Raw genomic sequence first — 12,632 nt, 5'->3', positions numbered from 1 at the left:
GTCGGCGAGCGAAGGTCAGGCAAGGCAAAAACAGGCGAGGAAGCGGAGTTTACTGGAGTAAATGAGCATTCCGACCGGGCTGGCGATCCAGCCTGTTTTTAACGCAGCATGGCCGAGCGCAGGCACTTTTCGTACAAAGCCTAATCAGCGATCTTCTTTATCGAGCAGTACTTCACCGGTCTTGGCATCGACGTGGTAATCCCATTCGGTACCCTGGGCATTACGCAGTTCGATCTCGTACACGTAGCGACCATTCTTTTGGTCCAGCTCGGTGTCGTGAATGGTGAAGCCCTGATGTTTGTTCAGCGCCTGCTGATTGAATTGCTTCAGGTCACCGATGGTGCCGGCTTTCTGCAGGTCGGCGATCTGGTCTGGGCGCACGTCGGCCTGGGCCATACCGGCAGCGGTGGTCAGGGCAACAGCGGCGAACAGGGCAGGCATGAATTTTTTCATGGTCAATTTCCTTCTGTGTGGAATCTGCAGTGATAGAGGCTTTAACGACTGAGGGGTTCAGTTGTTTTGTTGGGGCCAGATTAACCACGCCGACTTAATTCATCCTTAAAACGGAAGTTTTCCGGGATGGCCGGTTTTTATTGAAAAAATGCCGCGCCGTGGTTGTAAAAGTTCCGCCGTGACCGTAAAAGATGGCCCCTTTTGCGCAACCCAGGAGTTTTCCGCCGATGATGATGCCGCACCGACTGGCCCGGCCGCTGATGCCGCTGGGGCTGGCCGTCTCCTGCGCGTTGCAGGCCGCCGAGCCGCTCAGCCTTGACGCCGTGCAGATCCAGGACACGCTCGGCCCGGCCGACAGCGATGGCTACCGCGCTACCCAGGCGAAGGTGGCCGGGCCCGGTGCAGCGCCATTGCTCGACACCCCGGCTTCAGTGTCGGTATTCACCCAGGCGCTGTTGCAGGATCGTCAGGCCAGGCTGCTCAGCGAGGTGTTGCGCAACGATGCTTCGGTGGGCGAGGCCTATGCTCCGGTGGGCTATTACGAGAACTTCACGGTGCGCGGCTTCTCGCTGAATGCCGGCAACAGCTACCGCATAAACGGGCACAGCATCGCCGGTGAGCAGAACGTGGCGCTGGAGAACAAACAGCAGGTCGAGCTGCTCAAGGGGGTGTCCGGGCTGCAGGGCGGCATCGCCGAGCCGGGCGGGGTGGTCAATTACCAGACCAAGCGCGCCGAAGACGTGCGCTCGGTGACGGTGGCAACCAACGAGCACGGCGAGCGCTATATCGCCACTGACCTGGGCGGCTGGTTCGGCGCCGAGCGGCAGTTCGGGCTGCGTGCCAACCTGGCCCATGAAGACATCCGCTCTTATGTGGCGCACGCCGACGGCCAGCGTGATTTCGCCTCCCTGGCGCTGGACTGGAACATCAGCGAGCGCGCTACCTTGCAACTGGACGCCGAGTACCAGACCCGCGAGCAACGCTCGGTTCCCGGCTACCAGTTGCTCGGCGGCACCGCGCTGCCGCACGACGCGTCGCCGCGCAAGCGCCTGGGGCACCAGAGCGGGTCCAACCCGGTGGGCATCGACTCGCTGAACTTCGGCGGGCGCTTCGAGTACCGCTTCAGCGACGCCTGGACCGGCAGCCTCAGCGCTTCGCGCAGCCGCGTGGTGATCGACGACTACAGCTCCTTCGCCTGGGGCTGCTACGGGGCGGCCAGTTGCGCCGGTGAAGCGGTGCCCAACCACTTCAGCGCCGAGGGCGACTACGACATCTATGACTATCGCAGCCCTGACGACACCCGTCGCAACGACGAGGTCGAAGCGGCGCTGAGCGGGCGTTTCAGCACCGGCAGCCTGGAACATGAACTGACCTTCGGCAGCAGCGCCCTGCGCCGTACCGTCGATACCCGCGGCACCTTCAACGAGTTCGTCGGCAGCGGCAACATCTATCAGACTCCGGACACCTTCGCCCTGGCCGACAAGGCCCTGCCACACACCGAGCGGCGCCTTGACAGCCGCCAATACGGCCTGTTCGTCAATGACCGCATTCGCTTCGACGAGCACTGGCAGGTGGTCGCCGGGGCTCGCCAGGTGTACCTCGACGAGCAGGCCTGGCGCGAGGACGGCAGCGACCTGCGCCACACCCGCCGCTCGCTGGTACTGCCCCAGGCGGCGCTGATCTACAAACCGCAGGACAACCTGTCGTTGTACACCAGCTACAGCAAAGGGTTGGCGTTAGGCGGCACGGCAGCGTGGTTCACCAACAATGCCGGCGAGATCCTCGCGCCGAGCGTATCGCGGCAGCTGGAGGCGGGCATCAAGTACGACCTGTCGCGCATGAGCCTGACGGCCGCGCTGTTCCAGATCCGCAAGGCTTACCAGTACGCGCGGCCGGAGGGCGACGGCACCTTCACCTATGTCGAACAGGGTGAGCAGAAGAACGTCGGCCTGGAGCTGGGCGCCAACGGCCACCTCACCGAGCGCCTGCAGATCGCCGCCAGCGTCGCCGCCATTCGCGCGCGGGTGCAGGACAGTGGCACCGCAACCTACGAAGGCCACCAGGCCCTGAATGTGCCGCGCTACCGTGGCAGCCTGCAGGCCGACTACAGCCTGCCGCTGCCCGGCCTGGCGCTGCTCGGTGGCGTGCAGTACAGCGCGGCCAAGTACGCCGACCGTCAAGGGCAGGTCGAAGCCGGTGGCTATGCGCTGTTCAACGCCGGCGCCCGCTACAGCACGCGCCTGAGCGGCTACGACACCGTATGGCGGTTGTCGGTGGATAACCTGTTCGACAAGCGTTACTGGCGCGATGTCGGGGAATACCTGGGTGACGACTACCTGTTCCCCGGCGCCCCGCGCACCGCCCGGTTGTCGGCTACGGTGAATTTCTAGGCTTTGGAGGCCATACCCTTCGCTCAAGCGGCATGTGGCCCGGGGGGAGCGGCTTTAGCCCGTGGGAGATTCTATGGTTTTAGGGAAGCCTTCAAACCATCTTCGTTTGGTATTCGCTCTGGTTTTTCAACAGAGCGAACGCCACTCGGGCAAGCTTGCGAGCCAGCATGACTAAGGCTTCGGTCGAACTAAACCCACGTTTGCATTGGGCTTCGTAAAACGGCTTCCAGGCGGATGTCTTGCGTGCCGCCATGGCGGCGACGTAGAGCAGTCTACGGACTTCCGGATCACCTCTTTTTGTCAGGCTACGACGACCGTCTTTCTGTCCAGATTTCGACACCCTCAAGTCCATCCCAAGAAAAGCGATAAAGGCGTCCGCACCTTTGAAATCACCTCGCATAAAGGCAGTCACCAGGCGAGCAGCGTTGAGAAAACCAATGCCTTCGATCTTCATGCAGCGCTTGAGCTGATGAGTTAATCCCGCCTCATGCAGTGCTTTTTTGATCTGAGCTTCCACCAGGGCTACCAGTCGTTCCATCGATTTGATGTGCGCCTTGAAGGCTGACTTCAAATGCGGTTCATTGGACCAGCTCTGTTTCAGGCCGGTATAGGCCTGAACCAAGGCCGCACGACGACGAAACAGACTCTGTAGATCCCGGTACAGCGGGCACGCGGGCACCCAGGGCTTAAGTTCCTTGAACTCATTGTGCAGGTAGCGGGCTAACAGCCAGGCGTCCTTGGCATCGGTCTTGGCGCGCACGTTGACACCTTCGCGATAACGGCTGAGGCGATACCCGTCGACCATGTAAATCACACAGCCTTTCTCATAGGCCAGGTCGGCGAACAGAACATGAAAGGTATTGGTGGCTTCGATCGCGATCATCGTCCCGTGCGGGACAGTTTTCAGCCATTTCTTGATCGAGGGCTTGTCGTTTGGGATCGCTTCAAGCCGCTCGGAGTCTCGGTGATAGATCACCAGTTCTTTCTTGGCGACATCAATACCCACGATAGGTCTGTCTAGCGAAACCGGCATTGCCATGTACATTCTCCGGGCTTAAGGTGTTGAACACTTGAAGGGGCCACCCAGAGGCGCAGGCTTGTTTCTATCGTAGGTTGCGAGCCATAAGCATTCTTTATCGGCGCTTGGATGAAAGGAGGAGGGGTGATATCTCCCACGGTCTGTACTGCGCGAACAGTCAGAAGCGAGCTAGGTCCCTCCTCCTCCCTTCAAGTCCTACCATACAAGCGAGCTTGCTCGCGGTAAGCTGGCAAAGCCGCGCCATCTGCTGGGAGCCTGACGACTTGATCGCGAGCACGCGCTGCAACGGTCTGATCGAGGGGTATTGGGCGCAAGGCGGGTCGAGCACGCGCTCCAGGGCATTGAGCATGATGCCGCCCTTGCCTGGGATCGAGTTGCAGAGCCGTGGTGGATATGTCGCCTCTGGAATTCATACGGCACGGGGCGCATGATCCGCACTGGCATTCATATCTGGGCGGTATTGACCACCGACCTCGATTTCTCAGTGACTCACACAGCAGTTAGATCCGATGGCACGTAACCTCACCTTTTCTCTGCACATCGGTTGGCGGACATTGCTCAAGGATTTCGGTGTGCAGCCCGAGCCCGTGCTACGCCAGGCCCGCTTGCCAGAGGACCTCTTTTCCCGCCCGGACCACGGGCTGTCGACCGACGAGTACTTTCGTTTCTGGCAGGCCCTGGAGTCGCAGGTCGACGACCCGATGTTTCCACTGCGTCTTGTCGAAACCGTATCAGCCGAAGTTTTCGATCCGCCGCTATTCGCGGCCTTGTGCAGTGCCAATCTGATGCAGGCCGTGCAGCGCCTGGCCAAGTACAAGCAGCTCGTCGCGCCCATGAGCCTTGAAGTGAAGGTGGACGAAAGCGGTGAAATGACCGTCTTTCCACGGTGGTTATCGATGCACGAAGAGGTGCCCCATTCCTTGCAAGTCGCCGAGGTCGCGTTCTTCCTGCGGTTGGCCAGCCTGGCCACGCGTGAACGCATCAAGGCTGTGCAGGTAACGTTTGCGCACCTGCCGCCTGACCGCTATGGGCGACGCTACGAAGCGTTTTTCGGTGTTCCAGCCAGGCAAGGAGCAAACCTGAGCATCACCTTTACCGCCGCCGATGCACTGCGACCGTTCCTTACTGCCAATCAGCAGATGTGGAGGGTGTTCGAGCCTGATCTGCGTCGTCGCCTGAGTGAATTGGATGCCGCGGCGACGATGGCCGAGCGCGTTCGTGCGGTCCTGCTCGAACTGCTACCCAGCAATACGGCCACGATCGAGCAGGCGGCGCTGCGCCTCGGGCTCAGCAAGCGCACCCTGCAGCGCCGCCTGGAGGAGGAAGGGGAGAGTTTCCGTGCGTTGGTGAATACCACGCGTGCGAGCCTGGCCCGTCATTACCTGGGCAGCACTCGCTTGTCTGGGGGCGAGATCGCTTTTCTGCTCGGTTTCGAAGACCCGAATTCGTTCTATCGCGCTTTTCAGGACTGGACAGGGGAGACGCCGGATACCGCGCGTCAAGCCATGCGCCTGGGCTGAGCGCAGGCTGCAAGGCCGTGGGTGCCGTGCCGACAGGAGAGCCTGTCACGAAATCAGCTCTGTGGCGTGCGTGGCGCAAGATGCAAGTCCATTGGCATATCGTGCGAGAGGCAGTGGCTGCCGTGCTTGAGACACTGAGCACCTTCCTACGAGTGAGGTGCGCCATGTTCAGCAAGGACAATAAAACGGCCCTGGTTACCGGGGCTTCTTCAGGCATGGGTAAAGCCATTGCCAGACAACTGATTCAAGACGGCTACCAGGTCTACGCCGCCGCACGCAGTGTCGACAAAATGACAGACCTGGCGCAGCTCGGTGCTCACCTCTTGCGAATGGATGTGTCCAAGGACGACGAGATGGTCAAAGGTGTGCAGACCATCCTGGCCCTTACAGGTGGCGTAGATGTACTGGTCAATAATGCGGGGTTCGGTCTGTACGGCCCCGTGGAAGAAATCGGGCTTGACGAAGCTCGCTATCAGTTCGAAGTCAACCTGTTCGGTGCCGCCCGCCTCACTCAGTTGTTGCTGCCCGCCATGCGTGCCCGACGCGCCGGACACATCGTCAACATCACCTCGATGGGGGGCAAGATGTACAGCGCCCTGGGGGCCTGGTACCACGCCACCAAGCATGCCTTTGAGGGCTGGTCGGATTGCCTGCGCCTGGAGTTGGCCGAATTCGGCATCAAGGTGGTGATCGTCGAGCCCGGTGTGATCGAAACGGGCTTCGGCGACGGCGCCAGCGAAACCCTGGTCAAACGCGCTGTCGGCGGTCCTTACGGGCGGTTGGTGAAACAGGTCGCCAAGTCGATCGAAAGCACCTATGGACACGGGACCGGCAGCGACCCGCAGGTGATTGCCGACGTGGTGTCCAAGGCCGTGGCCAGCGGCAAGCCGCGTACTCGCTACGCCACCGGAAAGTTCGCCAAGATGCTGATCCGCATGCGTGTCTGGCTCGGTGACCGGCTGTTTGACCGCATCATTCTCAGCCAGACCCGCTGAACGAGGGAGTACAGGTTCCGCGCAGTCGGGGCCTGGACCATACGCGGACTTACAACAACAGCCCCCACAACGCCAGCAGCGGTTTTTCTGCGGATCTCATCGAGTGAACGATGGACGGCTCGTTGTGCACGATGCCGCCACAACCTGGACTCCACCAGCCACGGCCCTCCTGATACCACTCACCCTCGCTCAGCACGATGTAGAACTCTTCGGGCGGGTGCTGATGAAACGGATAAGTCACCTGCGGCGCCATCACCGCCACGCCCAGGGTGAGGGTCGCGCAGGCGATGGGCGCGGTTGGGCCCACCAGCATGGCGTGGCGATGGCGGTCGACAAAATGGTCATCCTGCCCTGGGGCGGCCTGGCGCTGCATCCAGTCGGCATGGGGCAGCAAGGCGTAGATGCTGTCGATGACCCTGTCGACCTGCGGCGCGGTACCACGGGCATCCGCCATGGCCGTGTCGAACCAGGCGCGGATAGCGGTCGGGGGCGCAACACGCTCGCCTTTCCCGGCCAGTTGCAACACGGCCGATTGCAGCGTCTTGCGGCAGCGCTCGATACCAGCGTTGTGGGTGACGCTGTGACCTTCGCTGACCAGCAGTGCGGCCAGCGCGTCCAGCAACTGCCTGGCATGAGCGGCGTGGTGATCAGGGCTGGCGACTTCGGGCATCGGCAGAGCCTCCGGGGTTCGGCAACAGGCTTGAGGACGGGTGCCGCGGGAGGGCTACTGCACCTGGCCGCTATCTAAACACGGAACTGATCCATTAGGCGCAACTGATCATTGGCCAGGCCGTTCAGCTGGCTGCTGATCTGCGCGGCGTCGTCGGCCTTCTCCGTCAGGCTTTCGGTCACGCTGCGGATGGCCGAAACGTTGCGATCGACTTCCTCGGCCACCGCGCTCTGCTGTTCTGCGGCACTAGCAATCTGCAGGTTCATGTCATTGATGACCGTCACCGCGGCGCTGATTTCGTTGAGGGCATGCGAGGCTTCATGGATGCGCTTGGCACTGGTTTCGGCCTGGGACTGGCTGGAATGCATGGTCGCGACCACGTTGGCGGTGCCTTCGCGGATACGCGCGACGACCAGGCGGATCTCTTCGACCGAGTCCTGGGTGCGCTTGGCCAGGCTGCGTACTTCATCGGCGACGACCGCGAAGCCTCGGCCGTTCTCACCGGCACGTGCGGCTTCAATGGCGGCATTGAGGGCCAGCAGGTTGGTCTGCTCGGCAATACTGCGAATCACATCCAGTACCAGGCCGACCTCCTGGCTGCTGTGCTCCAGCGCCGAGACTTCCGCTACGGCCTTGTTGACTTCGCTGGCCAGGCTGGAAATGTCCTGGTTGCTTTTTTCGATGATCGACATGCCTTGTCGGGAGGCCTGGTCCGCGTTGCGGGCGGCTTGCGTGGCATTCGAAGCGCTGTTGGCAACGTCGTGCGCGGTGGCGTTCATCTGGTTGGACGCGGCGGCCACCTGCTCGATTTCCCTGAACTGGATCTGCATGCCTTCGCTGGTCTCCCGCGCGATGCTCGACGACTGATCGGCGGTCTGGCGCGCATTGGAGGTGATCTGCTTGATCTGCGCGATGGTCGGCTGCAGCTTGTCGAGAAAGCGGTTGAACCATTTGACCAGTTCTCCCAGCTCGTCGGCCTTGTGGTAGTTGAGGCGCTGCGTCAGGTCGCCGTCACCACTGGCAATGTCCTTGAGCATTTCGGCGACACCGTTGATCGGCCGGGTAACCCCGGACGCCGTGGCCCAGATCAACAGCAGGCCCAGTGCCGCAGCGATGGACGCGATCACCAGAGATTTGATCGTGTTGTCGGTCTTGGCTTGCTCCAACAGGCTCTGCAACTTGTCAGAGTCGGCCATCAGCACCGCCTTGGGCAGATCGATCGACACACCCCATGGCGCCGCGCCGGGAATGGGCGCAACGGCACTGACCGCACGGATGGAGGCATCGCTGGTGAGGATCGACGCTGCCGGGTCTTTCAGGCCGTTGAGCAGCGGCTCGCTCTGTGCGCCGAGAACGTCCTTGACGTTCTTGCCGACCTGCGCGGCGTCGTCACTGTAGGCCGCCAGAATGCCGCTGGGCGTCACCACCAGCACTCGACCGACGCCCCCGAAGATCTTCTTCTGCGCATCGCTGGCGGCCTGTTGCAACGAGCCCAGGCTCAGGTCCACGCCAATCACCGCGACGACTTTTCCGTTTACGACCACCGGTTGGGAAAGTGAAGTCATCAACTGGACGACGCCACCTTGGGTGTCGGCGTAAGGAGCCATCAGGCAGGCTGCCTTGCTATCGCGGGGGCAGGTGTACCAGCTGTTGTAGGGCACACCGCTGATACTGAGTTCCGTCTTTGAGATATCGCTTTCGCTGATGGGGAAGTTCATGTCCTGACCTGTGCCGCGGTTCCAGGCGCTGGCAAAACGTCCCGACTCACTCGAGCCGCGGGCCATGTCATCGACGAACTCGCTGTCCTTGCCATCCAGGGCATTGGGTTCATAGGCCAACCAGATGCCCAGTACGTCGGTATTACGCTCGAAGGTGGTCTTCAGTTCCTTGTTGAGTTCTTCACGCAGCGTCGCCGCGCTCAGGTCACGCTGTGCGGCCATGGCTTGCAGGTTCTTGGCGTGGTCGGAAAGCGCAGTGATGACCTGCAGATTCTTGGCGAAGTATTGCTGCAGGCTTTTGCCCTGGTTGCCGGTTTCGGCAGACAGCAGCCGTTCCACACCGTCGGACAGCATCTTGCTGCTGGAGCTACTGATCAGGCGGTTGTTCTGCACGCCCTGGTAGATATCCATGCCAACCACCAGGCCTGTCACGATGACCAGGCACAGCCCGGACAGCAGGGTGATCTTGGAGCGGATGGAAAGGGCAGTGCGCATGGGCAAGCTCCAGTTGGGTGTTGTGATGTCGACCCGAGGCATGGTCGATGATCTTTCACGCTCTTGGGGGCATCGGCTTGGGCCAGTCTTTCTTTAAGGAATGCCGCTGGACGGACGTCGTTGTCGAAGACGGCGCCTCCCTGACAGCAGCGATATCGGCCGTCCCGGCGGCCAAAACGCAGCGTCGGTGGAGGAGGGGCAGCGGCAGGTTTCAGGCCGGCAGCTCTCTGCGGCTGAAGGCGCCTCTGCAGGGCGAGAGCGGCGCCGAAGAATGACGGGTGAGACCGACTTCAGCCGGGAAGCCTTTCGCGGCTGAAGATGTGCCTTCCAGGCGAGCGCGGTGCCGATGGATTCGACAGTATCAGGCTCGCTCAGTCGATCAGCCGAGGTGCTCCGACCTCGGTGATCTTTTCATCCAGGCCGTAGCTGCTGACGATCTTGCGCATGTCGCCGTCTGCATGCAGTTGCTGAATGTGCGCCGACAGCGCCTGGCCCAGCGCGTCGTTCTGTTTGGAGAACAGGATCGCGGCCTGGCCGGGTTGTTGCGAGGCCTTCACCCGCGGGTCGCCTTGCGCCACATTGATGCTGGCTCCCGCATAGGCGCCTTTCTGCTGCGCGGTCTTGGCCACTGCGAAGCTGTCGGTGGCGACATCGATGCGCCCCGAGCTCAGGTCCTGGGCCATGGCGACGGGGTTGGGGTAGAGCACCAGGTTGTCACCCAGCACCTTCTTCAGGTCGGCTACCCACAGGTAACCTTGCACCGTTCCCACGCGCTTGCCTTCGAGCTGGTCGATGCGGCTCAGATTGTCCTTGGAAATGATGCCCATCACGTCGAGGAAGGTCGGCGCACTGAGGCCCAGGACCTTGGCCCGTTCGGCGGTACGGTACCAGTCGCCGATGCCGACATCGGCGCGCCGGGTGATCACCGACTGCACGACCGCAGCGGTATCCACCACACTGGCGCGCAGGGTCAGGCACTCCTTGGCGGCGAAGCGCTTGAGGATGTCGCCCTCCACGCCGCCGACCTGAGCATCCGGCCCGGGAATCGCATAGGGCGGAAACACGTAGGTCGCCACCTTCAGCACGCCTTTTTCCAGGGTGTCGAAGTGATGCGCGGGCGTGCAATCGGCCAGCGCCTTGCTGGCTGCGCACAGCAGCAGGCCGGCGAGGGTGAGGTGCTTGAACAAGGTGGCGGCGTCAGTCATGGCGGTGTCCTCGGGGTGATGAGCGTCAGTAGCGAAGTTCAGGCTTGCTCGGGAGCCAGTCGGCGCTCCAGGTGCTCCACCAGCAGGGCGGCGGGAATGCACAGGGCGGCGTACATCACGCCCGCCAAGACCAGCACGGGCATGTATTGGAAGGTGCTGGAGCCGATCATCGACGCGCGGCTCACCAGCTCCGGCAGGGCGATGGTGAAGCACAGTGACGAGGCCTGGAAAATCATGATGGAGAAACCCAGCAGCGCCGGAATGGCAATGCGCAACGCCTGGGGCAGGATGACGAAGCGCATGGCATCCACAGCGTTGAGACCGATGACGTCGGCCGCTTCACGTTGGCCGGGGGCCACCGCCTCGATGCCGCCGCGCAGGATCTCGCTGGTGTAGGCCCCGGTGCAGTAGGCCAGGGCCAGAGCCGCAGCGCTGTAGGCGCTCAGGGTGATGTGCACGGACGGCAGTCCAAAGTAGAAATACTGCAGCAGGATCAGCGCCGGCGCTCCGCGACCCAGCTCCACGACGAAGAGGGTCAGCCAGCGCAGCGGTAGCACGCGGCTGGATACGCCTACGGCGAACAGCAGCCCCAGGGGGATGCCGATGAGCAATGCCAGGCCGGTGACCTGCAGCGACAGCAGCAGCCCGTGCCATAGGTCCGGGAACCACCCGGCCCAGTTGGAGAACAGTTCGATCATCGCTGGATCCTCCGGCTCAGGCGGTCACCCACGCGCCGGGCGAGCAGCGCCACGGGGACGCTCAAAGCGATGTACAGCAGTGCCGCCAGGCTGTACACCGGCAGGCCCTGGAAGGTCTGCTGGGTCTGTTGGTAGGCGGCGGCGCTGATGTCGAAGACGCCCAGCGTCGAAGCGATGGCCGAATCCTTGAGCAGGCCGATGGCGTAGGTGGCGGCGGCCGGAATGGCGATGCGCACCAGTTGCGGCAGGACCACGTCGAAGAAGCGCTGCCGAGTGCTGAGGTTGAGGACCAGCGCTGCCTCGTACTGGCCTGCGGGACTGCCCGCCAGGGCGCCGCGATAGACCTCGGCCATGTGCGCGGCAGTAATCAGCCCCAGGCCTATGCTCGCCGCCGTGAACGGCGACAGGCTCAGCCAGTCGTTGCCCAGGCCGAAGAAGATCAGGAACAGCCACACGATGGGCGGGATGGCCCGCAGGGTAAGGATCACCGCAAAGGCCAGCAGGCGCACGGCTTTGACCCGGCACACACGCAGGCCACACAGCGGCAGGCCCAGAACCAGGCCGATGGCGAAGGCGACGGCGGTCACCGCGAGCGTCCAGGGGATGCCCTGCAGCAGGGCGAGCAGGATGGCGCTCATCAGCGATTCCTCACGGCGGCCAGGAAGCGCTTGACCCGCTCATGCTGCGGGTTACGCATCACCAGGGCGCTAGGTCCCTGTTCGATGATGCGACCTTCGGCCATCACTACCACCCGGTCGGAGATGGTCTCGGCGAAGTGCATCTCATGGGTGACCATGATCATCGACATGCCTTCCTGGGCCAGCTCCTTCATCACATTGAGGACCTCGACACCCAGTTCCGGGTCCAGCGCCGAGGTGGGTTCGTCGAACAGCATCAGCTCCGGGTCCAGTGCCAGTGCCCTGGCAATCGCCACGCGCTGTTGCTGACCGCCGGAGCACTGGCTGGGATAGGCCTTGGCCTTGGTTGCCAGACCCACGCGATCAAGCAGTTCCATCGAGCGACGTTCGGCCTCCTGGCGACTGCGACCCAGGCTGCGCACCTGGGCCAGGCTGACGTTCTGCAGCACGGTCATGTGCGGAAACAGGTTGAAGGATTGAAACACCATGCCGATGCGCCGACGCAGGGCCAGCAACTCTTGGCGCGAAACGCGGCCGCCCTTCAGGCTCAGGCCTTCCAGCGTTACCGTACCGCAGGTGGGGGGCTCCAGATGGTTGATGCAGCGCAGCAGGGTGCTCTTGCCCGAGCCGCTGGGGCCGATGATGGCCAGCACTTCGCCCTTGGCCATTTCCAGGCAGACGTCATGCAGGACTTCATAAGGGCCGAAGCGTTTACCGATGCCGTCCAGGCGCAGGAATGTCGGGCATGGTCGGGGCGCGTCCTGCAATGACGATACGCAGGGGCTGGCAATATTCATCTGGCTCATTACGC

At 62.5% G+C, this 12,632-nt stretch carries 11 protein-coding genes; 3 read left to right on the top strand and 8 right to left on the bottom strand.

Going from position 1 to position 12,632, the window contains the following annotated elements:
- Positions 1 to 144: 144 nt before the first annotated feature.
- Complete coding sequence (locus tag QZ497_RS03000; RefSeq protein WP_295470907.1) at positions 145 to 453, bottom strand: PepSY domain-containing protein; 309 nt, start codon at positions 451 to 453, stop codon at positions 145 to 147.
- A 233-nt stretch (positions 454 to 686) separates the two neighbouring features.
- On the opposite strand from QZ497_RS03000, the gene QZ497_RS02995 reads away from it, so the two are divergent.
- The gene (locus QZ497_RS02995; RefSeq protein WP_295471558.1) at positions 687 to 2,843 is read left to right on the top strand and encodes a TonB-dependent siderophore receptor; all 2,157 of its coding nucleotides are present in this window, start codon (positions 687 to 689) and stop codon (positions 2,841 to 2,843) included.
- Between the two features lie 91 nt (positions 2,844 to 2,934).
- Here QZ497_RS02995 and QZ497_RS02990 read toward each other — a convergent pair whose 3' ends face one another.
- Positions 2,935 to 3,882 carry an IS110 family transposase gene (locus QZ497_RS02990; protein ID WP_295470905.1) on the bottom strand — a complete coding sequence of 316 codons (948 nt, stop codon included), beginning with the start codon at positions 3,880 to 3,882 and terminating at the stop codon, positions 2,935 to 2,937.
- A gap of 554 nt (positions 3,883 to 4,436) precedes the next feature.
- Here QZ497_RS02990 and QZ497_RS02985 point away from each other — a divergent pair.
- Together QZ497_RS02985 and QZ497_RS02980 are read left to right on the top strand one after the other, a co-directional pair.
- Positions 4,437 to 5,402 (top strand): AraC family transcriptional regulator, encoded by a 966-nt coding sequence (locus QZ497_RS02985; RefSeq protein ID WP_295470903.1) that lies wholly within the window; start codon positions 4,437 to 4,439, stop codon positions 5,400 to 5,402.
- A 164-nt stretch (positions 5,403 to 5,566) separates the two neighbouring features.
- Positions 5,567 to 6,397 carry an oxidoreductase gene (locus QZ497_RS02980; RefSeq protein WP_295470901.1) on the top strand — a complete coding sequence of 277 codons (831 nt, stop codon included), beginning with the start codon at positions 5,567 to 5,569 and terminating at the stop codon, positions 6,395 to 6,397.
- Between the two features lie 49 nt (positions 6,398 to 6,446).
- Here QZ497_RS02980 and QZ497_RS02975 read toward each other — a convergent pair whose 3' ends face one another.
- The 6 genes from QZ497_RS02975 to QZ497_RS02950 all read right to left on the bottom strand — a co-directional run bounded on the left by QZ497_RS02975 (position 6,447) and on the right by QZ497_RS02950 (position 12,618).
- The gene (locus QZ497_RS02975) at positions 6,447 to 7,067 is read right to left on the bottom strand and encodes a dimethylsulfonioproprionate lyase family protein (protein WP_295470900.1); all 621 of its coding nucleotides are present in this window, start codon (positions 7,065 to 7,067) and stop codon (positions 6,447 to 6,449) included.
- A gap of 74 nt (positions 7,068 to 7,141) precedes the next feature.
- Positions 7,142 to 9,280, bottom strand: a complete 2,139-nt coding sequence (locus QZ497_RS02970; RefSeq protein ID WP_295470898.1) for a methyl-accepting chemotaxis protein — start codon at positions 9,278 to 9,280, stop codon at positions 7,142 to 7,144.
- 371 nt (positions 9,281 to 9,651) lie between these two features.
- Positions 9,652 to 10,485 (bottom strand): ABC transporter substrate-binding protein, encoded by an 834-nt coding sequence (locus QZ497_RS02965; protein WP_295470897.1) that lies wholly within the window; start codon positions 10,483 to 10,485, stop codon positions 9,652 to 9,654.
- A 38-nt stretch (positions 10,486 to 10,523) separates the two neighbouring features.
- Positions 10,524 to 11,183, bottom strand: a complete 660-nt coding sequence (locus QZ497_RS02960; RefSeq protein WP_295470895.1) for an amino acid ABC transporter permease — start codon at positions 11,181 to 11,183, stop codon at positions 10,524 to 10,526.
- Positions 11,180 to 11,821 carry an amino acid ABC transporter permease gene (locus QZ497_RS02955; RefSeq protein WP_295470893.1) on the bottom strand — a complete coding sequence of 214 codons (642 nt, stop codon included), beginning with the start codon at positions 11,819 to 11,821 and terminating at the stop codon, positions 11,180 to 11,182. The genes QZ497_RS02960 and QZ497_RS02955 overlap by 4 nt, the downstream gene beginning before the upstream one ends.
- The gene (locus QZ497_RS02950; protein ID WP_295471557.1) at positions 11,821 to 12,618 is read right to left on the bottom strand and encodes an amino acid ABC transporter ATP-binding protein; all 798 of its coding nucleotides are present in this window, start codon (positions 12,616 to 12,618) and stop codon (positions 11,821 to 11,823) included. The genes QZ497_RS02955 and QZ497_RS02950 overlap by 1 nt, the downstream gene beginning before the upstream one ends.
- Positions 12,619 to 12,632: the final 14 nt, after the last annotated feature.

Source organism: uncultured Pseudomonas sp., assembly GCF_913777995.1.
Taxonomy (GTDB): domain Bacteria; phylum Pseudomonadota; class Gammaproteobacteria; order Pseudomonadales; family Pseudomonadaceae; genus Aquipseudomonas.
This window is presented reverse-complemented; position numbering and strand designations above follow the sequence as displayed.

Bases quoted from the DNA above. Each gene is read 5' to 3' on its own strand.
- QZ497_RS03000 (WP_295470907.1), bottom strand. From the start codon at position 453: ATGAAAAAATTCATGCCTGCCCTGTTCGCCGCTGTTGCCCTGACCACC.
- QZ497_RS02980 (WP_295470901.1), top strand. From the start codon at position 5,567: ATGTTCAGCAAGGACAATAAAACGGCCCTGGTTACCGGGGCTTCTTCA.
- QZ497_RS02960 (WP_295470895.1), bottom strand. From the start codon at position 11,183: ATGATCGAACTGTTCTCCAACTGGGCCGGGTGGTTCCCGGACCTATGG.
- QZ497_RS02955 (WP_295470893.1), bottom strand. From the start codon at position 11,821: ATGAGCGCCATCCTGCTCGCCCTGCTGCAGGGCATCCCCTGGACGCTC.
- QZ497_RS02990 (WP_295470905.1), bottom strand. From the start codon at position 3,882: ATGGCAATGCCGGTTTCGCTAGACAGACCTATCGTGGGTATTGATGTC.
- QZ497_RS02950 (WP_295471557.1), bottom strand. From the start codon at position 12,618: ATGAATATTGCCAGCCCCTGCGTATCGTCATTGCAGGACGCGCCCCGA.
- QZ497_RS02995 (WP_295471558.1), top strand. From the start codon at position 687: ATGCCGCACCGACTGGCCCGGCCGCTGATGCCGCTGGGGCTGGCCGTC.
- QZ497_RS02975 (WP_295470900.1), bottom strand. From the start codon at position 7,067: ATGCCCGAAGTCGCCAGCCCTGATCACCACGCCGCTCATGCCAGGCAG.
- QZ497_RS02970 (WP_295470898.1), bottom strand. From the start codon at position 9,280: ATGCGCACTGCCCTTTCCATCCGCTCCAAGATCACCCTGCTGTCCGGG.
- QZ497_RS02965 (WP_295470897.1), bottom strand. From the start codon at position 10,485: ATGACTGACGCCGCCACCTTGTTCAAGCACCTCACCCTCGCCGGCCTG.